This is a genomic window from Variovorax sp. 01N425 (assembly GCF_056399465.1).
This window is the reverse complement of the sequence record NZ_JBFTRJ010000015.1, coordinates 152,280-177,005: the sequence shown is the minus strand read 5'-3', so window position 1 is coordinate 177,005 and position 24,726 is coordinate 152,280. Positions and strand designations below refer to the sequence as shown.

The 24,726-nt window shown below is 69.8% G+C and carries 25 protein-coding genes; 12 read left to right on the top strand and 13 right to left on the bottom strand.

All coding sequences use genetic code 11. The annotated features are described in order from the left end of the window. Positions 1-2 precede the first annotated feature (2 nt). From AC1DSC_RS25320 to AC1DSC_RS25265, 12 genes are all read right to left on the bottom strand, one after another. Positions 3-1,283, bottom strand: coding sequence for an amidohydrolase family protein (locus AC1DSC_RS25320; RefSeq protein ID WP_012747761.1), 1,281 nt, complete (start codon positions 1,281-1,283; stop codon positions 3-5). An 80-nt stretch (positions 1,284-1,363) separates the two neighbouring features. Further along, complete coding sequence (locus tag AC1DSC_RS25315; protein WP_012747762.1) at positions 1,364-1,816, bottom strand: hypothetical protein; 453 nt, start codon at positions 1,814-1,816, stop codon at positions 1,364-1,366. Between the two features lie 2 nt (positions 1,817-1,818). Next, positions 1,819-2,742 carry an ABC transporter permease gene (locus AC1DSC_RS25310; RefSeq protein WP_012747763.1) on the bottom strand — a complete coding sequence of 308 codons (924 nt, stop codon included), beginning with the start codon at positions 2,740-2,742 and terminating at the stop codon, positions 1,819-1,821. Positions 2,743-2,872: 130 nt separating this feature from the next. Beyond that, the gene (locus tag AC1DSC_RS25305; protein WP_196230445.1) at positions 2,873-3,934 is read right to left on the bottom strand and encodes an ABC transporter permease; all 1,062 of its coding nucleotides are present in this window, start codon (positions 3,932-3,934) and stop codon (positions 2,873-2,875) included. Then, on the bottom strand, positions 3,934-5,538 hold the full coding sequence (locus AC1DSC_RS25300; protein ID WP_012747765.1) for an ABC transporter ATP-binding protein: 1,605 nt from the start codon (positions 5,536-5,538) through the stop codon (positions 3,934-3,936). The genes AC1DSC_RS25305 and AC1DSC_RS25300 overlap by 1 nt, the downstream gene beginning before the upstream one ends. Before the next feature lie 136 nt (positions 5,539-5,674). Then, entirely contained in the window at positions 5,675-6,619 is a 945-nt protein-coding gene (locus AC1DSC_RS25295; RefSeq protein ID WP_012747766.1) for a 5'-methylthioadenosine/S-adenosylhomocysteine nucleosidase, read from the bottom strand. A gap of 8 nt (positions 6,620-6,627) precedes the next feature. Next, the gene (locus AC1DSC_RS25290) at positions 6,628-7,632 is read right to left on the bottom strand and encodes a BMP family protein (RefSeq protein ID WP_012747767.1); all 1,005 of its coding nucleotides are present in this window, start codon (positions 7,630-7,632) and stop codon (positions 6,628-6,630) included. Between the two features lie 71 nt (positions 7,633-7,703). Further along, positions 7,704-8,333, bottom strand: a complete 630-nt coding sequence (gene upp, locus AC1DSC_RS25285; protein ID WP_012747768.1) for a uracil phosphoribosyltransferase — start codon at positions 8,331-8,333, stop codon at positions 7,704-7,706. A 36-nt stretch (positions 8,334-8,369) separates the two neighbouring features. Beyond that, positions 8,370-9,785: a URC4/urg3 family protein gene (locus AC1DSC_RS25280; RefSeq protein ID WP_012747769.1), complete on the bottom strand. Its 1,416-nt coding sequence runs from the start codon at positions 9,783-9,785 to the stop codon at positions 8,370-8,372. After that, a complete protein-coding gene (locus tag AC1DSC_RS25275; RefSeq protein ID WP_012747770.1) occupies positions 9,782-11,134 on the bottom strand; it encodes a GTP cyclohydrolase II in 1,353 nt (450 codons plus the stop codon). Before AC1DSC_RS25275 ends, AC1DSC_RS25280 begins: the two co-directional genes overlap by 4 nt. A 114-nt stretch (positions 11,135-11,248) precedes the next feature. After that, entirely contained in the window at positions 11,249-11,716 is a 468-nt protein-coding gene (locus tag AC1DSC_RS25270) for a DUF6152 family protein (protein WP_012747771.1), read from the bottom strand. 14 nt (positions 11,717-11,730) lie between these two features. Next, positions 11,731-12,150: a hypothetical protein gene (locus tag AC1DSC_RS25265; RefSeq protein ID WP_012747772.1), complete on the bottom strand. Its 420-nt coding sequence runs from the start codon at positions 12,148-12,150 to the stop codon at positions 11,731-11,733. Between the two features lie 180 nt (positions 12,151-12,330). On the opposite strand from AC1DSC_RS25265, the gene AC1DSC_RS25260 reads away from it, so the two are divergent. Together AC1DSC_RS25260 and AC1DSC_RS25255 are read left to right on the top strand one after the other, a co-directional pair. Continuing rightward, positions 12,331-12,912, top strand: a complete 582-nt coding sequence (locus tag AC1DSC_RS25260) for a sigma-70 family RNA polymerase sigma factor (protein WP_230537828.1) — start codon at positions 12,331-12,333, stop codon at positions 12,910-12,912. Continuing rightward, a complete protein-coding gene (locus AC1DSC_RS25255) occupies positions 12,909-13,550 on the top strand; it encodes an NrsF family protein (RefSeq protein WP_012747774.1) in 642 nt (213 codons plus the stop codon). The genes AC1DSC_RS25260 and AC1DSC_RS25255 overlap by 4 nt, the downstream gene beginning before the upstream one ends. A 23-nt stretch (positions 13,551-13,573) precedes the next feature. Here AC1DSC_RS25255 and AC1DSC_RS25250 read toward each other — a convergent pair whose 3' ends face one another. Next, entirely contained in the window at positions 13,574-15,088 is a 1,515-nt protein-coding gene (locus tag AC1DSC_RS25250) for a helicase HerA-like domain-containing protein (RefSeq protein WP_012747775.1), read from the bottom strand. A 101-nt stretch (positions 15,089-15,189) separates the two neighbouring features. On the opposite strand from AC1DSC_RS25250, the gene AC1DSC_RS25245 reads away from it, so the two are divergent. From AC1DSC_RS25245 to fabG, 10 genes are read left to right on the top strand one after another with little or no spacing between them, the layout of a single operon-like run. Continuing rightward, complete coding sequence (locus AC1DSC_RS25245) at positions 15,190-15,501, top strand: phosphopantetheine-binding protein (protein ID WP_012747776.1); 312 nt, start codon at positions 15,190-15,192, stop codon at positions 15,499-15,501. Between the two features lie 3 nt (positions 15,502-15,504). Next, a complete protein-coding gene (locus AC1DSC_RS25240) occupies positions 15,505-16,149 on the top strand; it encodes a COG4648 family protein (protein WP_012747777.1) in 645 nt (214 codons plus the stop codon). A 17-nt stretch (positions 16,150-16,166) separates the two neighbouring features. Further along, positions 16,167-17,876, top strand: coding sequence for an ApeI family dehydratase (locus AC1DSC_RS25235; protein WP_012747778.1), 1,710 nt, complete (start codon positions 16,167-16,169; stop codon positions 17,874-17,876). Beyond that, positions 17,876-18,874 carry an acyl-CoA synthetase gene (locus AC1DSC_RS25230; RefSeq protein WP_012747779.1) on the top strand — a complete coding sequence of 333 codons (999 nt, stop codon included), beginning with the start codon at positions 17,876-17,878 and terminating at the stop codon, positions 18,872-18,874. The genes AC1DSC_RS25235 and AC1DSC_RS25230 overlap by 1 nt, the downstream gene beginning before the upstream one ends. Further along, on the top strand, positions 18,846-19,460 hold the full coding sequence (locus AC1DSC_RS25225; RefSeq protein WP_012747780.1) for a LolA-related protein: 615 nt from the start codon (positions 18,846-18,848) through the stop codon (positions 19,458-19,460). The genes AC1DSC_RS25230 and AC1DSC_RS25225 overlap by 29 nt, the downstream gene beginning before the upstream one ends. Next, positions 19,457-21,865 carry an MMPL family transporter gene (locus AC1DSC_RS25220; protein ID WP_012747781.1) on the top strand — a complete coding sequence of 803 codons (2,409 nt, stop codon included), beginning with the start codon at positions 19,457-19,459 and terminating at the stop codon, positions 21,863-21,865. Before AC1DSC_RS25225 ends, AC1DSC_RS25220 begins: the two co-directional genes overlap by 4 nt. Then, positions 21,865-22,707, top strand: a complete 843-nt coding sequence (locus AC1DSC_RS25215) for a polysaccharide deacetylase family protein (protein ID WP_012747782.1) — start codon at positions 21,865-21,867, stop codon at positions 22,705-22,707. Before AC1DSC_RS25220 ends, AC1DSC_RS25215 begins: the two co-directional genes overlap by 1 nt. After that, positions 22,704-23,486, top strand: coding sequence for a class I SAM-dependent methyltransferase (locus AC1DSC_RS25210; protein ID WP_012747783.1), 783 nt, complete (start codon positions 22,704-22,706; stop codon positions 23,484-23,486). Before AC1DSC_RS25215 ends, AC1DSC_RS25210 begins: the two co-directional genes overlap by 4 nt. Then, positions 23,483-23,956: a hotdog family protein gene (locus tag AC1DSC_RS25205; protein ID WP_012747784.1), complete on the top strand. Its 474-nt coding sequence runs from the start codon at positions 23,483-23,485 to the stop codon at positions 23,954-23,956. Before AC1DSC_RS25210 ends, AC1DSC_RS25205 begins: the two co-directional genes overlap by 4 nt. Then, positions 23,953-24,684 (top strand): 3-oxoacyl-ACP reductase FabG, encoded by a 732-nt coding sequence (fabG, locus tag AC1DSC_RS25200; protein ID WP_012747785.1) that lies wholly within the window; start codon positions 23,953-23,955, stop codon positions 24,682-24,684. Before AC1DSC_RS25205 ends, fabG begins: the two co-directional genes overlap by 4 nt. Positions 24,685-24,726: the final 42 nt, after the last annotated feature.

Below are 24,726 nucleotides of genomic sequence, written 5' to 3'. Positions count from 1 at the left end.
CGCTAGGACTTGCGGCTCATCCAGCTGGTGGACTGCGCGCGCCCCGGCAGGTGCAGCGCGGCCGTCGCGGCCGGCGTTTCCGCCAGCAGGCGCCCCTTGCGGAACACCTTGAGCCGCGTCGCGCGCAGCCGGATCGCTTCGACCGGGTCGCGCGCCTGCAGCAGCACGAAGCTCGCGTCGCAGCCCGCCTCGAGGCCGTAGCCTTCGAGGTGCATCACGCGCGCGGCGTTCGTGGTCACCGCGTCGAAGCACTGGCGGATGCCGGCCTGGCTGGTCATCTGCGCCACGTGCAGGCCCATGTGCGCTACTTCGAGCATGTCGCCCGATCCCATGCCGTACCACGGGTCCATCACGCAGTCGTGGCCGAAGGCGACGTTCACGCCGGCGGCCATCAGCTCGGGCACGCGCGTCATGCCGCGGCGCTTGGGATAGCTGTCGTGGCGGCCCTGCAGCGTGATGTTGATGAGCGGGTTGGAAACCACGCTGACGCCGCTCTGCGCGATCAGCGGCAGCAGCTTGCTCGCGTAGTAGTTGTCCATCGAATGCATCGAGGTGCAGTGCGAGCCGGTCACGCGGCCCTGCATGCCGAGGCGCCAGGTCTCGGCCGACAGGGTTTCGATGTGGCGCGAGAGCGGATCGTCCGACTCGTCGCAGTGCATGTCGACCAGCTTGCCGCGCTCGGCCGCCAGCTCCATCAGCAGCTTCACGCTGGCGGCGCCATCGGCCATGGTGCGCTCGAAATGCGGAATGCCGCCGACCACGTCCACGCCCTTGTCGAGCGCGCGCTTCAGGTTGTCGACGCCGCCTGCCGAGCGCAGCACGCCATCCTGCGGAAAGGCCACGAGCTGCAGGTCGAGGTACGGCGCGACCTTGCGCTTGACCTCGAGCAGCGCATCGACCGCGAGCAGGCTCGGGTCGCTCGTGTCCACATGCGAGCGCACGGCCAGCAGGCCCTTGGCCACCGCCCAGTCGCAATACGCCAGCGCACGCTCGATGAGTGCGTCGGCCGTGAGCAGCGGCTTGAGTTCGCCCCACAGCGCAATGCCTTCGAGCAAGGTGCCGCTCTGGTTGATGCGCGGAAGGCCATAGCTCAGCGTGGCGTCCATGTGGAAGTGCGGATCGACGAAATGCGGCGCAACCAGCAGGCCCTGGGCATCGAGCTTGTCGAGCGCCGGCGCGTCGAGCCCGGCGGTGACTTCGGCAATGCGGCCGCCCTGCACGGCAATCGACATGCCCGAGCGGCCGTCGGGGAGGGTGGCGTTGATGACGAGGAGGTCGAGCATCGTGAGGGTCTCCGGAAGCGGGTGCGGGGATTTTCGTTTGCGCGGGCGGTGCTGCGCGGGTGGTCGTGAAGGAAATTCGTTCAGCGCGTGCGCTGCGCCCGATACCGGTACTGCCCCGGCGCCGGCCCCGCCTCGATGGTCACGCGGCGCAGCTTGTCGTCGTGGCCGGAGGCGGCGCGCGCCGTCACCACGATGCCGCGCGGCGTGGCGCGGCAGCCGAGGTCGGTCAGGGCGATTTCCGCGTGGTCGTTGTCCAGTTCGGAGATGGCTGCGGTGTGTGCGGCGTTCAGGCGGCCGTTGGCATCGCGCGCCATCCACTGCACGTAGAGAAAGGACTGCGCGTCCTGGCTGGCATGGATCACCCGGTACGTGCCCTGGTGGTCCTTGCCCCAGGCGCCGCACAGCTGAACCCAGCTGACCGCATCGGGTGTCTTGAAGCCGTCGTAGCCGTGGTCGCTGCCCAGCGCGTGCGCGCCGGCGGCGCACAGCGACAGCGCGGCCGCGAGCAAGGTTGCAGCGCCTGTCTTCGCCATGATCAACGCTCCCCCTTGCGATAGGGCTTCATCAGCGCCTGCGGATAGCTGGCCTTGCGCGCCACCAGCACCAGCGCGAGGATCGAGAGCAGGTACGGCAGCATCAGGTAGATGTGGTAGGGCAGCACGGCATCGCCCGATTGTTGCAGCCGCAGCTGCAGCGCATCGAAGAACGCGAACAGCAGCGCGCCGAGCAGGGCCTTGCCCGGCCGCCAAGAGGCGAACACCACCAGCGCCACGCAGATCCAGCCGCGGCCGTTCACCATGTTGAAGAAGAAGGCGTTGAAGGCCGAGAGCGTGAGGAAGGCGCCGGCCACGCCCATCAGCGCCGAGCCCGCCACAATGGCGCCGGTGCGCGTGGCCGCGACCGACACGCCCTGGCTCTCGGCGGCCTGCGGGTTCTCGCCCACCATGCGCACGGCGAGCCCGAGCGGCGTGCGGTACAGCACCCAGGCGATCGCCGGCACCAGCAGCAGCGCGAACAGCGTGAGCGCGGTCTGCGCATTGAGGATGGGCACCGGCAGCCACTCCATCGGCGCGAAGGGCGCGATGGTCGGCGGCGTGTTCACCTTCGGAAAGCTCACGCGGTAGCCGAAGTAGCTGAGCGCCGTGGCCAGCAGCGTGATGCCCAGCCCCGAGACGTGCTGCGACAGCGCCAGGCCCACCGTGAGAAAGGCATGCAGCAGCCCGAACACCATGCCCGTGAGCGCGGCGACGCCCACTCCGGCCCAGAGCGGCGCGCCCGCATACACCGCGAGCCAGCCGGTGAAGGCGCCCGCGACCATGATTCCCTCGATGCCGAGGTTGAGCACGCCCGCGCGCTCGCACAGCAGCACGCCCAGCGTGCCGAGGATCAGCGGCGTGGCGATGCGCAGCACCGCGACCCAGAACGCCGGATTGGTCAGGATGTCGAGCAGGTCTGTCATCTGGTGTTTCTCCCTCCCCTTCCGGGGGAGGGTGGGGGTGGGGGCACGCGGCGCTCGATGTGGGCGCCGATGCCCCCATCCCAGCCTTCCCCCGGCGGGGGAAGGAGCAAATGCGCAGGCGCCAACTCGGTCATTTCATCCGCACCCGGTATTGCGTGAGCAGCGTCGCCACCAGCACCGCGACAAGCGAGGCCGCGACGATCACGTCGGCGATGTAGGTCGGCACGCCCACGGCGCGGCTCATGGTGTCGGCGCCGACCAGCACGCCGGCCACGAACACGCCCGCGGCGATCACGCCCAGCGGATGCAGCCCCGCGAGCATCGCGATCACGATGCCCGTGTAGCCGTAGCCCGGCGACATGTCGAGCGTGACATAGCTGGTGCGTCCCGCCACTTCGATGGCACCCGCAAGGCCCGCCAGCGCACCCGAGAGCAGCGCCACCGTCACCACCGTGCGCGTGACCGGCACGCCGGCGAAGGCGGCGGCGCGCGCATTGGCGCCCACCGCGCGGATGTCGAAGCCCAGCACCGTGTACTTGAAGATCGCCCACACCATCACCGCGAGCGACACGGCCCAGACGAGTCCGGTGTGCACGCGGGTCTGCGCAACGAGCTTGCCGAGTTCGAGCTCGGCCTGCAGCGACACGCTCTGCGGCCAGCCCATGGCGCTCGGGTCCTTCATCGGCCCGTCGAGCAGCGCCGACACGCCGAGCAGCACGATGAAGTTGATCAGCAGCGTGGTCACCACCTCGTCGACGCCGAGCCTGTTCTTCATGAGCGCCGGGCCGAGCAGCAGCAGGGCGCCCGCCGCGGCGGCGGCCAGCATCATCAGCGGGAACAGCAGCCAGGGCGGCAGCTCGAAACCCGTGCCGCCATGCATGCCGCCCACGGCCACGGCGGCGAGGGCACCCGCGAACAGCTGACCCTCGGCGCCGATGTTGAAAAGCCGCGCCTTGAAGGCGACGGTCGCGGCCAAGCCGGTGAGGATCAGTGGAATGGCGCGCGTCAGCGTTTCGCTCCACGCGAACACCGAGCCGAAGCCGCCCTGCAGCAGCAATGCGTAGGTGCGGCCGACCGGCGCACCGGCCCAGAGCACGAGCAGCGCGCTCACCACCATGGTGAAGGCCACTGCGCCGATGGGTGCCAGCACCAGCGCGGCGCGCGAGCTTTGGTGGCGCCGTTCGAGCCGCATCATGGCGTAGTCCCTGCGCGCTGCTGCTGCTGCTGCTGCGCCGCCGCGCCGGCCATCGCCAGCCCGATGGCTTCGCGCGTCCAAGCCGCGGCCGGGCGCGCTTCGCCGAGGTGGCCGCCGTGCATCACGGCCACGCGATCGCCGAGCGCGAGCACCTCGTCGAGGTCGTCGGAAATCACCAGCACCGCCGCACCCGCATCGCGCGCGGCAATGAGTTGCTGCTGCACATAGGCGACGGCGCCGATGTCCAGGCCCCAGGTCGGCTGGTGCGCAACGATCAGGCGCGGCGCACGCGTCGGGTATTTCCTGTTGTCCGGGTCTTCTTCGTCCTGCTCGGGCGCCAGCAGCGCGCGCCCGAGGATCAGCTTCTGCATGTTGCCGCCCGAAAGCGAACGGGCCGGCGCCATCAGCCCCGCGCCGCGCACGTCGAACGCCTTTTCGATGCGCCCTGCATGCAGCCGCGCGGCCGCACGCCGCACGAACCACGACCAGCGCGAGAAGACGGGGCTGCGCAGCCGTTCCGACACCGCGTTCTCCCACACCGGCAGGTCGCCGACCACGCCGACCGCGTGCCGGTCCTCGGGAATGCGCGCGACGCCGCGCTGCACCAGCCGTGCGGGCGAGGGCGGCAGCGCGCGGCCCATCAGCAGGGCCGTGCCCGAGGTGGCGCGGCGCGTGCCGCACAGCAGTTCGGCCAGCGCCACCTGGCCGTTGCCCGAGACGCCCGCGATGGCGGTGATTTCGCCGGCGCGCAGCGTGAGCGACACCTCGCGCAGCCGGTTCTGCGCCTGGTCCTTGTCCGACGCGGTGCTCACATGGTCGAGCACGCAGACCGCGTCGCCCACCGACCTGGCGGGCCGGCGCTGCGGCGCCTCCACGGCATGCCCGACCATCCACAGCGCGAGCTGCGCCTGCGTGGTTTCGGCGGTGCGCGCCTCGGCCACCAGCTTGCCGCCGCGCAGCACCGCGATGCGCTGCGACACGCGCAGCACCTCGCCCAGCTTGTGGCTGATGAAGATCACCGACAGGCCCTGCGCCACCATCTGCGCGAGCGTGGCGAACAGCGCTTCGCTTTCCTGCGGCGTGAGCACGGCGGTCGGCTCGTCGAGGATCAGGATGCGCGCGCCGCGGTACAGCGCCTTCAGGATCTCGACGCGCTGCCGTTCGCCGACCGAGAGGCTGCCGATCTTCGCGTCGGGCTGCACCGGCAGGCCGAAGCGCCGTGCCACCTCGAGCAGCTTCGCGCGTGCGGCCGCCCGGCGCGAGACCGGGCGCCAGAGCGGTTCGGTGCCCATCATCACGTTGTCGAGCACGCTGAGGTTGTCGGCCAGCGTGAAGTGCTGGTGCACCATGCCCACGCCCGCGGCCAGCGCCGCCTTGGGATTGCCCGGCGGCAGCGGCGCGCCGAAGACTTCGATGCCGCCTTCGTCCGCGACGTAGTGGCCGAACAGGATGGACATGAGCGTCGACTTGCCCGCGCCGTTCTCGCCCAGCAGCGCGAGCACTTCGCCCGCGTGCAGGTCGAGGGAGATGGCGTCGTTCGCGACGAGGGTGCCGAAGCGCTTGGTGATGCGCTGGAGGCGCAGGACGGTCGTGCTGTTCATGAAGGTCTTGCTCCTTCCCCTTCCGGGGGAAGGCCGGGATGGGGGCGGGCAGCGCCCGCAGCGCCATGGTGATCGATCGAAGGCCGCGTGCCCCCACCCCAACCCGCCCCCGGAAGGGGAGGGAGAAAAGGCAGGATCATTTCCATGCAGCCAGGAACGCCAGCATCACCTTGGCCGAGTTGTCGGCCGCAATGCCCATGAAGGTGCCCATCTCGTTCTCGCCTTCGCCGCCGCCCGCCAGGTCGCTGAGGGAGCGGAAGGCGATGTAGGGCACGCCGTTGCTGTAGGCCACCATGCCCACGGCCGCCGTTTCCATGTCGAGCACGTTGGCCTGGAAGGTCTTGAAGGTGTATTCGCGCAGGGCCTTGTTGTCCATGAAGGCCTGGCCCGAGACGCCGTTGCCGCCGACGACCAGATGGGGCTTGCGCGCCAGGCACTTGCCGGCGCTGCAGTTCGCCAGGTCGACATTGCGGATGCTGCGCGCCACCTCGAGCATCTTCGGGTCCGCCTCGAACCAGAACTTGCGCACGATCTGCGGATGTGCCGCGGAGCGCACTTCCACCGGGCGCGGATGCATCATGCCGAAGTTGGGCAGCGTGGCATCGGTGATGAAGGGCGGCGCGGTGAACTTGCCCGGCGCGGTTTCGCGCGCCATCAGCACTTCGAGGTACTGGCCCCATTGCGCGGGCACCGTGACGTCGCCCACGTGCAGCTGCGGATTCACGCCGCCCGCGATGCCGCTGAACACGATGTGGGTGACGCGAAAGCGGTCGAGCACCAGCTGCGTGTTCATCGTCGCGTTGGTCATGCTGATGCCGGAGAGAAACAGCACCACCGGCTTGCCTTCGAGCGTGCCGGTGGTGAACTCGACGCCGTTGACGCTGTGCTTGGCCGGCTGCTGGAGCCGGTTCAGCAGCAGCGTGAGCTCGGGCTGGAAGGCCGAGACCACCGCGATGCGCGGCGTGTCGTCCAGCCGCACGCTGCCGTCGGCGGCGCCCGGGCTCTTGTAGACACCGGCACAGCCCGCGAGGCCGAAGGCCAGCACGCCGGCCGCGAGAAGAGAGCGCCAGCGCATCGTCATCGGGCCCTTCACTTCGCGGTCGACTTGGGCTGCGAGTCGTCGACCTTGATGGTGACCTTGCCCGAGAGAATGTCGGCCTGCTTGGCCTTGACCTTGGCGACGATGTCCGCCGGCACCTTCTTCTCGAAGGTGCCCAGCGGCGCGAGTTCGGAGCCCTTGTGCTTCATCATCGAGTAGGGGCCGTAGTCCTCGGCGGTGAACTTGCCTTCCTTCACGAGCTTGATCGCGCGGTCGGCCGAGGGCTCGAAGTTCCACAGCGCCGAAGCCACCACCGTGTCGGGGTACTGCGCCTGCGTGTCGATCACGTTGCCGATGGCGAGCTTGCCTTTTTCCTTGGCCGCGTCCGAGACGCCGAAGCGCTCGGCGTACATCACGTCGGCGCCCTTGTCGATCATCGCGAAGGCCGCTTCCTTGGCCTTGGGCGGATCGAACCAGCTGTTGATGAAGCTCACGCTGAATTCGACCTTCGGGTTGGTTTCCTTCGCGCCCGCCATGAAGGCGTTCATGAGCCGGTTCACTTCAGGAATCGGAAAGCCGCCGACCATGCCGATGCGGTTGGTCTTGGTCATGCCGCCGGCCACCATGCCGCTCAGGTAGGCCGGCTCCTGGATGTAGTTGTCGAACACGCTGAAGTTGGGCGCCTGCGGCTTGAGCGAGGAGCCCATGAGGAAGGCGACCTTGGGAAAGTCCTTCGCGACCTTGCGCGCCGCCGCTTCCACGCCGAAGACCTCGCCGAGGATCAGCTGGTTGCCGCCGGTGGCGTACTCGCGCATCACACGCTCGTAGTCGGCGTTGCTGACGTTCTCGGTGGCCTTGTATTCGATCTCGCCGCGCGCCTCGGCCGCCTTGAGCGCCTTGTGGATACGGCCGACCCATTGCTGCTCGAAGGGCACGGTGTACACCGCCGCCACCTTGAGCTTGGCCTGCGCGAGCGCGAAGCCGGGCGTGCCGGCCGCAAGCGCTGCTGCGGCCATGGCGGCGGAACGAATGATCAACTGACGGCGTGCTGTCACGGTGCTTCTCCTCGAGGTATGGAAATCTTCTTGTCGCTGCCCGAGGGACAGCGTGTCGGCCGCCGGGGGCCTCACTTAGTGCCGAAAATCCTGTCGCCCGCGTCGCCGAGGCCCGGCAGGATGTACCCATGGCTGTTGAGCTCCCGGTCGATCGCCGCGGTGTAGACCGGCACGTCGGGGTGGGCCTTCTGCATGGTCGCGAGGCCTTCGGGGCAGGTGAGCAGGCAGACGAACTTGATCGACTTGGGGTTGAGTTCCTTGAGCCGCTCGACCGCGGCCACCGCCGAGTTGCCGGTGGCCAGCATCGGGTCGACCACGATCACGTCGCGGTTCTCCATCTCGCCGGGCATCTTGAAGTAGTACTCGACGGCCGTGAGCGTCTTGGGGTCGCGGTACAGGCCGATGTGGCCGACGCGCGCGCCCGGCACCACCGTGAGCATGCCGTCCAGGATGCCGGTGCCCGCGCGCAGGATCGACACCAGCACCAGCTTCTTGCCGTCGATGACCTTGGCCTGCATGGTTTCGAGCGGGGTCTCGACCTCGATGTCCTGCATCGGCATGTCGCGCGTGACCTCGTAGGCCATGAGCATGCTGATTTCGTTCAGGAGCCGGCGGAAGCTGTTGGTGGAGGCGTCCTTGCGGCGCATCAGCGTGAGCTTGTGCTGGACGAGGGGGTGGTCGACGAGGTGGACGTTGCTCATTTGGTTTTTCTGCCGTTGCTGAATGGACCCGCGAGTCTAAAAGACGGTGCCGTCGCTTTCGATCAGGAGCGGTGGCGATCCGTCTCGCAAGCGCTGTGCCAGCACGCGCCCCGCGGCCCAGGTGCCGCCCTCGAGCACGCAGGCCAGCGGCAGCTCTTCGTCGGTGCGGTCGAGGATCTTGCGCACGCGCGGCGCCAGTTCGTCGAGCAGCGCCACGGTGAGGGCACGCCATTCGACGATGAACTCGTCGCCGGCCTTCCAGGTGCGCGAAAGAAAGGCCGGGTCCTTCGGCACGATCACGCCGCTGTCGATCAGCAGGCCGCCGTTGCGGTATTCGGGCAAAGCGGTGAGCGCGTCGAGGTGGCGCACCTTCACGCCGGCCCGCTCGAAGGGTTCGAGCAGTGAATAGGTGAGCCACTGCGACAGCTTGTGGAACGGCATCCAGCCGTTGGTGAGGCCGGGGCCGCGCACCGCGCCGTGGCGCCAGCAGTCGCCCAGCGCGAGCGCCGGGTCGCTCGAGCCGATGCCGCCCGTGGTGTCGCTGCCGTCGAGTGCGATGCTGTCGATGGCGTTGGCCGAGGGCCAGATGCGCGAGAGCGTCTCGAGCAGCAGCGAAAGGATCTGGTGCGCCGTGATCTCGGCCGTGGGCGGCGCGGCCGCGCCGAACGGGGCGACCAGCGCATCGAACATGCCGGCGGGCCGGCCCTCGTCGCCGAAGGTCTCGGGCTGCTCGCTCATCGCCTCGCCGAGCCGGCGCAGCAGCACCGCGCGGCCGGCCAGGCCCACCAGCGGATTGACGTCGCTGACCTGGAAGGCGTCGCCGAGCCGGTCGGTCACCAGTCCGCGCAGGCCGGCGGCATCGACCTGCAGCGGATGGTCGGGGTTGGACGAGAACAGCCCGCTCGTGAAGGCATGGAAGCTCGCGACGGCCAGGCCCTCGGAACGCGTGTAGCGCTCGCCGGTGGCGGGCTCGGTGTAGTGCCAGCCGGGCCCGGCGCCGGCATCGAGCAGCACGCTCACCAGCACGAGGTCGATGTGGGCGCTGGCGCGCTGCCGCGCATCAACGCCCTTGCCGAGCAGTTCATCGAGCTGCTTCAGCCGGTCGACGCCGCCGGCCTCGAAGTGGCGCCAGCGGCTGTGGTACGGAATGGTGTCCCAGGGGTAGCGCTCGCGCGTGACTTCGGCCACGGTGCGCGCCGCGTCTTCGAGCACGTCGCTGCCGGCGATGCGGAACCACTGCGACTCGCCCCGGCGCGCGCGCGCCAGCAGCGCGGCCGCGCGCTCGCGGATGGCGGCGGTGGTGCGCAGCACCGTGGCGGCGCCCGCGGGATGGCTGGTGTCGGGCGCGAACTCGATCGCCGGGTCGATGTCGCCCGCGCCGCCCGGTGGCAGGCTGCCCGAGCCGTCGGCGGGCAGGTGGTCGCTGCTGCTGTTTTCCTTGCTGTTGCTCATTCGCTCAATCCCCGGCCCTTGGCCTTCTTGAGTTCCTCGGCGTCCGGCACCGGGCCGGGCGTGAAATAGCCGGCGGCCATCTTGGCGTCCATCTCGACGCGGGCGTCGGCCGGAATCAGTTCGTCCGGAATGTTCACGCGCTCGCCGATCTCGATGCCCGAACCGGTGATGGCGTCGAACTTCATGTTGCTCATCGACACGAGCCTATGGATCTTCTTGATGCCGAGCCAGTGGAAGACGTCGGGCATCAGTTCCTGGAAGCGCATGTCCTGCACGCCGGCCACGCATTCGGTGCGCGCGAAATACTGGTCGGCCGTGTCGCCGCCGACCTGGCGCTTGCGCGCGTTGTAGACCAGGAACTTGGTCACCTCGCCGAGCGCGCGGCCTTCCTTGCGCGAGTAGGCGATGAGGCCCACGCCGCCGCGTTGCGCGCCCTGGATGCATTCCTCGATGGCGTGCGTGAGGTAGGGGCGGCAGGTGCAGATGTCGGAGCCGAACACGTCGGAGCCGTTGCATTCGTCGTGGATGCGCGCCGTCAGCTCGACCTCGGGGTTGGCGAGGTCGCGCGGGTTGCCGAAGATGTAGAGCGTCTGCCCGCCGATGGGTGGCAGGAACACCTCGAGGTCGGAGCGCGTGACGAGCTCGGGGTACATGCCGCCGGTTTCCTCGAACAGCGTGCGGCGCAGGTCGGTTTCGGAGCAGCCGAAGCGCCGCGCCACCTCGGGCAGGTACCACACGGGCTCGATGGCGGCCTTGGTCACCATGGCTGCGCCGCCGGCGGTGAGGAAGTGGCCGTCGGCCTTGAGGCGGCCGCTCTGCAGCGCCTCGATCACCTCGGGCAGGATCACGTGGGCCTTGGTGATCGCGATGGTCGGGCGGATGTCGTAGCCCGCGGCCAGTTCCGTGGAGAACACATCGGCCACCAGCGCGCCCCAGGGGTCGAGCGAGACGATGCGTCCGGGCTCGCTCCACTGCGGGTACGGGCCGATCACGTCGGTGGGCGCGGTGTTGGTCAGGTCGGCCTTGTGCTCGCGCTTGAGCGCGCCGGCCGCCACGGCCAATGCGCGATAGACGCTGTAGGAGCCGCTGTGCGTGCCGATGACGTTGCGGTGCGCCCGCTTCGTGGTGGTGCCGACCACGGGTCCGCGCTCGGCGGCGGTGGCCGCGCCCCAGCGGATGGGCAATGCGCCGAAGCCGCCGGCATGGGAGGTCAGCCGGATGTGGCCGGTCGACGAGGAAGGGTGGAGCGGGGGAAGGGGCGAGACGGAGATCGCTGAAGTCGCAGGGACGGCGGGGATCGCGGAAATCTCGGGAATTTCGGAAGGGGTCGCTGTGCTATCTGCGGACATTGGAGGCCCTCAAAAAATGCAATGTACCGATCACTCGCGCGGCTGGCAAGCAGGGCGCGAGGGTCGTCAATGCCGCCGGGGGCCGCGGCCATGGCGCCGCGGCCGGTGCGCCGATCAGGCCGGCGAGGAGCGCAGGCCGTAGGCCTTGCCGCCGACGAACAGGTATTCGGCGCGCAGCACCGGATCGCCTTTTTCACCGGTGTAGGTGAAACCCAGCGCGGCCACCGGGGTGCCGGGCTTGATCTCCTCGACCCCCCAGGCCTGCAGCCGCGTGAGCGGTGCGAGTTCGATCAGCCACTTGCGGTCGCGCCGCGTCGGCAGCTGCGCCTTGGCCAGCAGCGCGGGGCCATCGACGTTCGCGCTTTGCCTGGGCAGCGGGCGCTGCTTCAGGTCGGCCGGCAGGGTGGGGTTCTCGGGCAGTTCAAGCTCCACCTCGCCATGCGGATTGCGCCACATGACCTTGGTCGCGCGCCCCTCCAGGTAGAGCGGGCGGTCCTGGTCGAAGCTGCTCCATCCGTGGTGCGCCCAGGAGGGCAGGGCCAGGCCCAGCGAGCCGGCAACGAACAAGCGTCTCTCGATCATCTCGGTCTCCTTGCTCAGACGTAGGCAATCCAACGCCCGCAGATGATGACAGCGAGCCAAAACCCCAGCGACAGCAGGCATTGCGCCCTGGACATCGCGCCGGTGGCGGCCAGGCCGCCCCGAAGATGGAACCAGATCGCGTTGGCGCCCGCCAGGCCGATCAGCAAGAGCTTGATGCGGAAGGCGGAATTGGCCAGCAGCTCGCCGGGCTGCGTGGAAAACATCGTGAGGCCGGTCGCGGCGCACAGGCCGAAGCCGACGAGCGCCGGCAGCAGCGTCAGGCGCGCCAACTGCCTTTGCGGCAACTCCCGGCCCAGGCCGAGCACGCGCAGTTCGAACACCAGCAGCCCGCCGAACAGCAGCGCAATGCCGACGATGTGCGCCGTCTCCAGCGCCGGATAGGCCCAGGGGTGCGAAACCAGCCCGGCCAGCATCGGCGTCAGCTCCGGGCGGCGGACTGTTCAAGGGCACGAAGGCATGGACCGGCAGGTTGCATGGGGCGCTCCTTCCATGGGTTCGGGGGAGCTTAGCCGAGGACGCATCCGGCGTCTGCGCCGGGCACGGCACAATCCGGCGGGATCTTTTTTCCGAAAGGGCTGTAACCAGCCGGTCCGATGGCACGAAACACAATGGACAGCAGTTCGCGAACAAGCGACGCCGAAGCCGCGCTGCGCAGCCTGTTCCTGCGCGGCCTGGACGGCGACGCGGCCGCCTATCGCGAATTTCTGCAAAAACTCAGCGCGCATCTGCGCGCCTTTCTGGGCAAGCGCCTGTTCGGCTGGCCCGATGAAGTGGAAGACCTTGTCCAGGAATGCCTGCTCGCCATGCACAACCAGCGCCACACCTACCAGAGCGACCAGCCGCTGACGGCCTGGGTGCATGCGATTGCGCGCTACAAGATGATCGACCTGCTGCGCGCCAAGTCGGCGCGCGAAGCACTGCATGACCCGCTGGACGACGACCTGGCGGTGTTCGCCGAATCGGCCATCGAGGCCAGCGATGCCCGGCGCGACCTGGGCGGCCTGCTGCAGACCCTGCCGGACCGCCAGCGCCTGCCGATCGTGCACGTGAAGCTCGAAGGCCTCTCGGTGGCCGAGACGGCAAGCCTCACCGGCATGTCCGAATCGGCCGTGAAGGTGGGCATCCACCGCGGACTCAAGGCGCTTGCCGCCAGGCTCAGGAGCCGTGCGCCATGAAGACCGACGATCTCGTGGCCATGCTGGCGGCCGGCGCCTCGCCCGCGCCGCGCCGCGCCGCAGGGCGCCGCCTGGCCCTTGCGCTGCTCGCCGGGCTGCCGCTGTCGTTCGCGATCCTGTTCACCGAATACGGATTGCGCCGCGACCTGGTGCAAGCCATGTTCTGGCCGATGTTCTGGGTCAAGGTGCTGTTTCCGCTGTGCATTGCGGCGGCCGCCTTCGTGGTGGTGCAGCGCCTCGCGCGGCCGGGCGTGCCGGTGCGGCGCGCCTGGATCGGCATCGCGGTGCCGGTGCTTGCCGTGTGGGTGATGGCGGCGCTGGCCTGGTTCAACGCGCCGGCCGAAGAGCGCATGCCCTTGCTCATGGGCGAGTCGTGGCGCGTTTGCGCGGTCAGCATCGGGCTCATGGCGCTGCCGGTCTTTGCGGCGGCGCTGCTGGCCCTGAAGGGGCTGGCGCCCACGCGGCCTGCGCTGGCCGGTGCGGCCGCCGGTGCGCTGGCCGGCGGGGTGGGTGCGGCGGTCTATGCGCTGCACTGCATGGAGTTGACGGCACCTTTCCTCGCGGTCTGGTACGTGAGCGGCATCGGGCTGCCGGTGCTGGTGGGCGCCGTGCTCGGGCCGCGCCTGCTGCGCTGGTAGCCAGCCAGCGGGGCCCGGCTGGCTCAGCGCTTCTTGGCGCCGAAGATGCCGCCCAGCACGCCGCGCAGGATTTCCTTGCCGACCGAGGTGCCCATGGTCCGCACCGCCGACTTGGCCATGGTCTGCACGAGGCCGTCGCGCTTGCCGCCGCGCGGGCCCGTGCTGCCGAAGAGCAGGTCGTTCAGCATGCTGCTGCCTTCGGACGCTTCGGCCGCACCCTTGCCGGCGCCCGCCGTCTTGGGCTGCGGTGCATCGGGCGCGGTTTCGGCCCGGCCCTTGAGTTTTTCGTAGGCCGATTCGCGGTCCACGGTCTTCTCGTACACGCCAGCGACGAGCGAATTGGCAATGACCGCCTGGCGCTGCGCGGCCGTGATGGGGCCGATCTGGCTGCCGGGTGGCACCACGAACACGCGCTCGGTCACGCTCGGGCGGCCCTTGGCATCGAGAAAACTCACCAGCGCCTCGCCCACCGCGAGCTCGGTGATCGCGGTTTCGATGTCCAGTCCCGGCTTCTGGCGCATGGTGGTGGCCGTGGCCTTGACGGCCTTCTGGTCGCGCGGGGTGAAGGCGCGCAGCGCATGCTGCACGCGGTTGCCCAGCTGGGCCAGCACCGAATCCGGAATGTCCAGCGGGTTCTGCGTCACGAAATAAACCCCCACGCCCTTGGAGCGCACCAGCCGCACCACGAGCTCGATGCGCTCGACCAGCGCCTTGGGCGCCTCGTTGAAGAGCAGGTGGGCCTCGTCGAAGAAGAAGGCGAGCTTGGGCTGCTCGGGGTCGCCGATCTCGGGCAGCTGTTCGAACAGTTCGGACAGCATCCAGAGCAGAAAGGTGGCGTAGAGCCGCGGCGAATTCATGAGCTTGTCGGCCGCCAGGATGTTGACCACGCCCTTGCCGCCCACCGTCTGCATGAAGTCGGCGATGTTGAGCATCGGCTCGCCGAAGAACTTGTCGCCGCCCTGGGTCTCGATCTGCAGCAGGCCGCGCTGGATGGCGCCCACGCTGGCGGCGCTGATGTTGCCGTACTCGGTGGTGAACTGGCTCGCGTTCTCGCCCACGTACTGCAGCATGGCGCGCAGGTCCTTCAGGTCGAGCAGCAGCAGGCCGTTGTCGTCGGCGATCTTGAACACCAGGTTCAGCACGCCGGCCTGCGTTTCGTTCACGTCGAGCATGCGGCCCAGCAGCAGGGGCCCCATGTCGGAGACGGTGGCGCGCACCGGGTGGCCCTGTTCGCCGAACACGTCCCACAGGGTGACGGGGCAGGCCTGCGATTCGGGCAGATCGATGCCCCGTTCCTTCAGCGTGGCCGCCATTTTTTCGCCGATGCTGCCTTTCTGGCTCATGCCGGTCAGGTCGCCCTTGACGTCGGCCATGAACACGGGAACGCCGATGCCCGAGAGCTTTTCGGCCATGGTCTGCAGCGTGACCGTCTTGCCGGTGCCGGTGGCGCCGGTGATGAGGCCGTGGCGGTTGGCCAGGCTGGGCAGCAGGGTGCACTCGATGGTGTCGTGGCGCGCGATCAGAAGGGGGTCGGCCATGAAGGGCTCCGGGTCGTATCGAAGCGGGCAGTCTAATCAAGCTGCCCTCCTATAATCCACGGCCCCCGAGGTAGTTACGGAAAAAGTTTCAGGAGGTTTTTTTGTCATCGACTGCTCAGCCCCCCATTCCCGCCGCCGGCGATTCACCTGAACAGTCGCCGATTGAAAAAGAGTTGGCCGTCCTGCTGGTGAACGCGCTCAATCTCGAAGTCGCACCCGAAGACATCGTGCCCACCGATCCGCTGTACGGCGAAGGCCTGGGCCTCGATTCCATCGACATCCTCGAAGTCGCGCTCGAGGTGTCCCGGCGCTATGGCTTCCAGCTGCGCTCGGACGACGAGCGCAACCAGCAGATCTTCCAGTCGCTGCGCACGCTCGCGACCCACGTCGCCCAGCATCGCAGCGCTTCCTGATCCATGTCTCGATGGCGACTGGCGCTCCTGCTGCTGGTGGGGGTGGCCTATGCCGGCCTCTCTCACTGGATGATGCTGTTCCACCCCACCGAGCCGTGGGCCGTGGTGGTGCTGCTCGGTCCGCTCTGGCTGGCCGCCATGGGTTTTGCCGCAAGCAAGTTCGGCCGCTGGGGTTTTGCCGCGGCCATGCTGCTGGGCATCGGGGGCTTTGCGCTCGTGTTCCTGGGTGAGGCGGGCGACACCAACCGGCTCTATGTGTTTCAGCATGTCGCCATCAACGGCCTCCTGTGCGGCTGGTTCGGCGCCTCGCTGCGCGGGCCCGGCCTGCCGCTGATCACCCAGTTCGCCCAGCGCGTGCATCCGCTCAAGGGCCAGATGCTGGCCTACACGACCACGCTCACGCGCATCTGGACCGCGTACTTCGCGCTGGTGGTGGTGTCGTCGATCGTGGTGTATTTGACGCTGCCTTTCTCGGCCTGGTCGCTGCTCGCGAACGTGCTGACGCCGCTGTCGGTCACGCTTCTTTTCGTGGGCGAGCACCTGGTGCGCTACCGGCTGCACCCCGAATTCGAGCGCACGCGGCTCATCGATGCAGTGCGCGCCTTCCAGGGCGCTTCGCCCGTCGACCACGGCAGCGGCAGCCGTTGAAGCAAGGGGCCCATTGCGTGAGCGCCGATACCCGCCTGCTGCCGCTGATCGCCAACCGGGACCTCGATGCACCGCTGGCCTGGCGCGCCGGCGTGCCGGTGAGCACGCGCCAGTTCCTGGCCGACGTGGCCCGCTTCGCGCCGCTGCTGCCGGCCGAGGGCCGGGCCGTCAATCTCTGTGTCGACCGCTATGCGTTTGCGGTCGGCCTGGCCGCTGCGCTGGTGCGCGGCCATGCGAGCCTGCTGCCGCCCGACGCGCGGCCCGACACGCTCGCGCGCCTGCTCGAATCCGGCGGCTCGAATCTTTTCGCGCTGACCGATGACGCCGCGCTCGCCACGCCCGGCATGCCGCGCCTGCTGGTCGAATACCGCGGCGGCTCCGAAGGCGATGCGGGCCTCGAGCTTCCGGCCATCGACGGCGCCATGCACGCGGTGAGCCTGCTGACCTCCGGCTCCACCGGTGCGCCGCAGCCGCATGCCAAGCGCTGGGACACGCTGGTCGGCGACGTCGCGGTGGCGGTGGAGCGGCTCTCCAGCCTGCTCGGTCTGCCATCGCTCGCCGGCCTGACGCTGGTGGCGACCGTGCCCGTGCAGCACAGCTACGGGCTGGAATCATCGGCGCTGCTGGCCATGCTCGGCGGCGCCGCGTTCGACAGCGGACGGCCGTTCTTTCCAGCCGACGTGGCCAAGACGCTGGCTTCGGTGCCACGCCCCCGCGCACTGGTCACCACGCCTTTCCACCTGAAGACGCTGCTGCTCTCGGGCATCGAGCTGCCGCCGGTCGACCTGGTGCTTTCCGCCACCGCGCCGCTCTCGCCGCAGCTCGCGGCCCAGGCCGAGCAGGCGCTCGGCGGCGTGCTGATCGAGATCTACGGCAGCACCGAGTCCGGCCAGGTCGCCACCCGCCGCACCACGCAGAGCGAAGTCTGGGAGACCTTCGGAGATATCCGCGTGCACGCCCAGCCAGGGGAGGGCGACGGGGCCGAGCGCTTCATCTTCAGCGGCGACTTCCTGCCCGAGCCCACGCCCATGGCCGACGTGCTCGAACTGCTCGACGCACGGCGCTTCCGGCTGCTGGGCCGCGCCAACGACCTGATCCATGTCGCGGGCCGGCGCAGCTCGCTCGCGCACTTGAACTACCACCTCAACAGCATCGCGGGCGTCGAGGACGGCGCGTTCTGGCTGCCCGACGAAGTGGCCGACGGCGTGGTGCGTCCGGTGGCCTTCGTGGTCGCGCCCACGCTCTCGGCCGGCCAGATCATTGCCGCGCTGCGCCAGCGGCTGGAGCCGGTGTTCGTGCCGCGCCGCGTGGTGCAGGTGAAGGCCTTTCCGCGCGAAGGCACCGGCAAGCTCACGGCGCGCGCGCTGCGCGAATTCGCGCTCGCGCAGCTGGCAGAAGACGACACACCGGTGCAGCTGGCCCATGCGGTGCCGGTCGACCATCCGGCATTCGCGGGCCACTTCCCCGGCCAGCCGCTGCTGCCGGGAGCGCTGATACTGGCCGAGGTCATGGAAGCCGTGCAGCGCGTGCCCGCGCTGGCCGCCCGGCTGGGTGCCCATCCCACGCTCGCGGCCGCCAAGTTCCTGGCACCCGTGCGGCCGGGCAGCATGCTCTCCATCGAGCTGCAGCCCGAGTCCGGCGCCGCGCGCGGCGTGCGCTTCGACGTGCGCTGCGACGGCGTGCTGGCTGTCACCGGCCGCTGGGCCGCCGTGCCAGAGTCTGCGTGATGGATCACACCGACGCCGAGACGCGCGCCGTGAAAGACGCGGCGCAGGCAGGCCAGCGCGGCGACTGGGCGCACACCCCCGAGCGCAGCAACATGCTGGCGCTGCGCTTCATCTGCCTGATGGCACTGGTGTGCGGGCGCCGCATCACGCGCCTGCTGCTGCCGCCGATCAGCCTGTACTTCCTGCTGTTCGCACCCGCGCCGCGGCGCCACATCAAGCGCTACCTGTTCAGGGCCATCGGTCCGCATGCCGGCTGGCTCGACGGCTACCGCCTGCTGCATGCCTTTGCCTCGACGGTGCTCGACCGCGTGTACTTCCTGCGCGGGCGCATGGACCTGTTCGACGTGAGGGTCGAGGGCAACCAGGCGCTCGAAGCCGAGGCGCTGAAGGGGCGCGGCGCCTTCCTGCTCGGCGCGCACGTCGGCAGCTTCGAGGCCATGGGTGCCTGCAAGCACAACAGCCTGCACAAGCACGAGCTGCGGTTGGCGATGCTGATGTACCCCGACAACGCGCAGCGCATCACGGCCATCCTCAACGCCATCAGCCTGCCCGGGCTGCGGCCGCACGTGATTGCGCTGGGCCGCCCGCATTCGATGCTCGCGCTGCGCGACTGGCTCGACGGCGGCGGCCTGGGCGGCATGCTGGTCGACCGCACCCTGCCTGGCAGCGAGAACCAGCCCGCGCAGCAGCGCGGCAACAACATCGTGCTGCCGTTCCTCGGCCATCCGGCCAGCTTCGACGACGGCCCGTTCCGCCTGGCCGCGCTGCTGCGGCGCAAGGTGTTCTTCATGGCCGGCCTCTACGGCGGCGGGGCGCGCTACGATGTCCGGTTCGACCTGCTGGCCGACTTCAGCGAGCGGGCGCCCGACCCCGCCGAGCGGGAACGCCGCATCCGCGCGGCGGTCGAAGCCTACGTGGCGCGCCTGGATGCCCTGTGCCGCGCCTATCCCTACAACTGGTTCAACTTTCATGATTTCTGGCTCGAAGATTCGGTTTGACTGGCTTTGCAGGAGCCTGCTGCTGGCACTGGCCTTCTGCGCCGCGCCGGCGTGGGCCTTCGACCTGCCCGACCTGATGGTGCTGCTTGCCAAGCAGAAGAGCGGCGAGGCCCGCTTCACCGAGCAGCGTTTCGTGCACGGCCTCGAAGGCCCGCTCGATGCGCGCGGCACGCTGAGCTTCGATGCGCCCGACAAGCTGGTGCGGCGCACCTTGTCGCCGCGCGTGGAAACCATGGCGGTCGAAGGCAACACGCTGACGCTCTCGCGCGGCGGCCGCAATCGCACGCTGACGCTCGACAGCATGCCCGAGCTGCTCGGCCTGGTCGAAGCCATGCGCGGCACGCTGACCGGCGATGGCGCCACGCTGCAGCGCTATTTCCGCAGCACGGTGAGCGGTTCGGCCGCCAACTGGACGCTCGACCTCCTGCCGGCCGACAGCCGGCTCGCGGCGCAGGTGCGCAGCATCCGCATCAGCGGCCGTGCCGGCGAGGTGCTGGGCCTTGAAATGGAGTTCGTCGGCGGCGACCGCTCGGTGATGAGCATCACGCCCGAGCGCCCGGGTGCCGCTGGACGCACCACGCCGTGAAGGAGCGCGAGACCGGGGAGCGCGGCCCGCCGGGCTGGCAGCGCCGGGCGCTGGTGCTGCTGGTCTGGGCGCTGGTGCTGCTCGGCGGCGCGCTGCAGATCGCGCGCACGCAGTTCAGCGCCGACCTTTCCGCCTTCCTGCCCAAGAGCCCCGACGCGCGGCAGCAGGTGCTCATCGAGCAGCTGCAAAGCGGCGTGGCCTCGCGCACGCTGATGCTCGGCATCGAGGGCGGCGCGAGTGCCGAGCAGCGCGCGGCCGTATCGCGCGCCGTGGCCAAGTCCATGCGCGAGAGCCGGCTCTTCGACCTGATCCAGAACGGCGACACCGGCGACTGGAGCGAGGCCGGCACCTGGGTCTTCGCGCACCGCTACCAGCTTTCGCCGGGCGTCCGGCCCGAGCATTTCACCGCCGAAGGCCTGCGCGACGCGATCTACGAAACGCTGTCGATGCTCGGCACGCCGGCCGGCAACGCGATCAAGCCCTTGCTCGACCGCGATCCCACCGGCGAGACCCAGCGCATTGCCGTCGAGCTGACGCCGGCCAGCGCGCCGCGCAGCGAAGACGGCGTCTGGATGTCGCGCAGCGCGCCGCGGGCGCTCATGATCGTCACCACGCGCGCGGCGGGCAGCGATCTCGACGCCCAGGCGCAAACCATTGCAAGCGTGCACGCGGCCTTCGATGCCGCCACGCGCGGCATGGAAGAGGCCACCCGGCCGAAGCTGCTGCTGAGCGGCCCGCCCGTGTTCTCGGTGCTGAGCCGCGACAAGATCAAGACCGAAGCGATCCACCTCGCGATCGTGGGCGGCATCGTGATGGGCGGCCTGCTGCTGCTGGCCTTCGCGTCGCCGCGCGCGCTGGTAATCGCGTTCCTGCCCGTGGCCACCGGCGTGGTGGTGGGGACCGCGGCGGTCAGCGTGGTGTTCGGCTCGGTGCACGGCATGACGCTGGGCTTCGGCAGCACGCTGATCGGCGAGACCGTCGACTACGCCATCTACTACCTGATCCAGGCGCGCGGCGCGGCCGTGGCCGGCACCGGCTGGGCGCGCTGGCGCGATGTGCACTGGCCCACCGTGCGGCTCGGGCTGCTGACCTCGGTGTGCGGCTTCGCGGCGCTGGTGTTCTCGGGATTCCCGGGCCTGGCGCAGCTGGGCGTGTTCTCCATCGCAGGGCTCGTGGCCGCGGCGCTGGCCACGCGCTACGCATTGCCCATGCTCGCGCCCGATGGCGCCACCGGCATGGGCATGCGCCGCTACATGGCGCGCGCGGCCGGCGTGCTCGTGCGCGGCCTGCCGCACCTGCGCTGGATGCTTGCGGGGCTCGGCGTGGCTGCGCTGGTGCTGGTCATCTGGCAGGGCGGCCATCTGTGGCGCGCCGACCTCGGCGCCATGAGCCCGGTGCCCAAGTCGGCCCAGCAGCTCGACGAGATGCTGCGCGCCGACATCGGCACCGGCGACGGCGGCACGCTGGTGGTGGTGTACGGCGCCGATGAAGAAACCGCACTGCGCAACACCGAAGCCGCCACCGCGCGGCTCGAAGCCCTGGTCGACAAGGGCGAGCTCGGCGGCTTCGAGGCCGTGACGCGCGTGCTGCCGAGCATCGCGACGCAGTCGGCCCGGCTCGCGAGCCTGCCCGACGGCGAGACGCTGCGCAGCCGGCTGGCCGAAGCCACCCAAGGCTCGCCGCTGCCGGCCTCGCGCCTCGGCCCTTTCCTGGCCGATGTCGAAGCCGCGCGCAAGCTCGCGCCCGTGCGGCGCGCCGACCTGGCGGGCGGGCCGCTCGGCTCGGTCGTCAACACGCTCATGTACCAGCGCCCGGGCGGCGGCTGGTCGACGCTGGTGGTGCTGCACCCCGGGGCAAAGTTCGACGCGCGCCGGCTCGAAGCGGCGCTGGCGGGCGTGCCCGAGGTGCAGGTGGTCGACGTGGGCCGCGAACTCGCGGGGCTCTATCAGCGCTACCTGCACGAGGCCTTCGTGCAGGTGCTGCTCGGCGCGCTGGCGGTGGTGGTGCTGTTGGGCATCTACCTGCGCTCGGGCCGGCGGCTGCTCGCGGTGTGCCAGCCGCTGCTGTTCGCGGTGGTGCTCACGCTGGGCGGCATGGCCGTGCTCCAGGTGCCGCTGGGCATCCTGCACCTGGTGGGGCTGCTGCTGATCGTGGCGGTGGGCTCCAACTACGCGTTGTTCTTCGACCAGCTGCGCGTGGCCGGGCGGGCCGACGAGGACACGCTGGCGTCGCTGATGCTGGCCAACCTCACCACGGTGGTGTCTTTCGGGCTGATCGCGATCTCGGACATTCCGGCGCTGTCGTCGATCGGCCGCGTGGTGGCGCCGGGCGCCTTGCTGGCGCTGCTGCTGTCGGCCGCGTTTGCGCGCCGCGTGGCGCCCACGCCGCCCGCCGCGCGCGGCTGATGGGAAAATCCCGCGCCATGCCGTCCGCCTCTGCCGCTCCGTCCGAATCCTGGCCCTGGCCGCTTGCCATTCGCGCCAGCGCGGCCTGGCACGTGGCGGCCATTGGCGCCGGCGCGCTGGTGCCGGGCGCCATGCCCTGGGCCATCGGCGCCATCGTGCTGAACCATGCGCTGATCACCGGCGCGGGACTCACGCCGCGCAGCAGCCTGCTGGGCCCCAATGTCACGCGCCTGCCCGCGGCGGCCGCTGCCCGGCGCCAGGTGGCCATCACCATCGACGACGGGCCCGACCCCGAGGTCACGCCCCGCGTGCTCGACCTGCTCGACGCGCACGGCCAGCGCGCCACCTTCTTCTGCATTGCCGAGCGCGTGCTGGCCCACCCGGCGCTGGCGCGCGAGATCGTGGCGCGGGGCCACAGCATCCAGAACCACACGGCGCGGCACCGGCACAATTTTTCGTTCCTCGGGCCGCGCGGCTTTGCGAGCGAGATCGCGCGCGCGCAGGACATCCTGGCCGACACCACCGGCCAGCGCCCGACCTGCTTCCGCGCGCCGGCGGGCCTGCGCAATCCGTTCCTCGAGCCGGTGCTGCACCGGCTCGGCCTGTCGCTCGTGAGCTGGACGCGCCGCGGCTTCGACACGCGCGAAGGCGATCCCGCCAAGGTCATGGCGCGCCTGGACCGCAAGCTGCAGGCGCGCGACATCCTGCTCCTGCACGACGGCAACGCCGCGCGCACCCCTTTGGGAAACCCTGTATTGCTGGAGGTACTGCCCTTGCTTTTCGAACGCCTGCGCGCCGAGCGCCTGCACGCCGTCACCCTGCCGGAAGGCCTTGAACCATGAGCGCGGTGCTGCCTTCTTCGTCGTCGTCGTCTTCTTCCACCGATGCCGCCTGGCGCGAGCTGCATGAGGCCGCCACCGTTCCCTACAAGAAGGGCGGCAGCTTCGCCTGGCATTTCGCGCGCGGCAAGCTGGGGCGCGATCCGGTGTTCCGCGGGCTGCTCGAACGCGGGCTGATCGATGCAGCTCACCGGCGCGTGGTCGACATCGGCTGCGGGCAGGGGCTCTTCGCGAGCCTGCTCGCGTCGATGAGCCGCATGCAGGCGCACGGCCGCTGGCCCTCGTCGTGGAAGCCCACGCCGCCGGCCGCCGACTACACGGGCATCGAGCTGATGCCCAAGGACGTGGCGCGCGCCGAGGCTTCCATCGGGCACCTGCAGCCGGCGCCGCGGCTGGTCTGCGCCGACATGTGCTCGGTGCCGCTGCCCGAATGCGACCTGGTCGTGATCCTCGACGTGCTGCACTACGTGGGCATCGACGCGCAGGACGGCGTCCTGCGGCGGGTGCACGACGCGCTTCGGCGCGGCGGCAGTGCGAACGCCCGGCTGCTGCTGCGCGTGGGCGATGCATCGAGCAAGCGCGGCTTTGCCATCAGCCAGTGGGTCGACCGCACCGTGACGCGCGTCCGAGGCCACAAGGTGTCGCCCACCTGGGGCCGTCCGCTGTCCGACTGGGTGGCGGCGCTGCAGCGGCTGGACTTTCGCGTCCAGAGCATTCCGATGAGCAAGGGAACGCCCTTTGCCAACGTGCTGCTGGTGGCCGACCTGGAGCATCGGGCGTGACCACGGCGCCGCAGACGCTCGACCGCGCCGGCATTGCCAAGCGCATTCCGCACAGCGGCAGCATGTGCCTGCTCGACCGGCTCGAACGCTGGGACGCCGAGTCCATCCACTGCAGCACCCGCACGCATGCGCAGCCCGACAATCCCTTGCGAACGGCGGGCGGCCTGCTTGCACCCAATGCCATCGAATACGCGGCGCAAGCGATGGCGCTGCACGGCGGTTTGCTGGCTGCCGAGGGAAGCTCGCCGTCGGCCGGATTCCTGGCGAGTGCGCGCAGCGTGCGCCTGTCGGTGGCGCGGCTCGACGACATCGACGGTGCGCTGCAGGTGCAGGCGCGGCGCCTGTCGGGCGACACCCACCAGATCCTCTACGAATTCGCGGTGAGCGACAGCGGCGCCCGCGTGCTGGCCGAAGGCCGCGCGGTGGTGGTGCTGAACACGCCGCTGGCAACTGGAGCCCACGCACCATGACGCTCGAAGGAAAACGCGCACTCATCACCGGCGCCAGCGGTGCCCTGGGCGCTGCCATGGCCGAGCGCCTCGCGCGCGACGGCGCCACGGTGCTGCTGCACGCCAACTCGCGGCCCGAAGCGGTGGAGCAATTGGCAGCCACCATCGCGGCCGCGGGCGGCAAGGCCGAGTGCCACCTGTTCGACCTGCGCAGCGACGAGGCCTGCCGCGTGGCCTGCGAGCGCATGCTCGAAGGCGGGCCGGTCCAGATCGTGGTCAACAACGCGGGCGTGCATGACGACGCCGTGCTGCCCGGCATGCGTGCCGACCAGTGGCACAAGGTCATCGACATCTCGCTCAACGGATTCTTCCGCGTGACGCAGCCCTTGCTGCTGCCGATGATGCGCACGCGCTGGGGCCGCGTGCTCAATATCTCGTCGGTCTCGGCGCTGACCGGCAACCGCGGGCAGGTCAACTACGCCGCCGCCAAGGGTGCGCTCAACAGCGCGACCAAGGCGCTGTCGCTCGAAGTGGCCTCGCGCGGCGTGACGGTCAACGCCATTGCGCCCGGCATCATCGCCTCGCCCATGGCCGATGCCGCCTTCGACCCCGCCATGGTCAACCAGATGGTGCCGATGAAGCGCGCCGGAACGCCGCAGGAAGTGGCGGCGCTGGCTTCATTCCTCGCCAGTGACGAAGCGGCCTACATCACGGGGCAGGTGATTTCGATCAATGGCGGAATGATCTGAGTTTGGCTGCCGGGGCGCGGCGATGGGGGTTGAGCCGCTGGG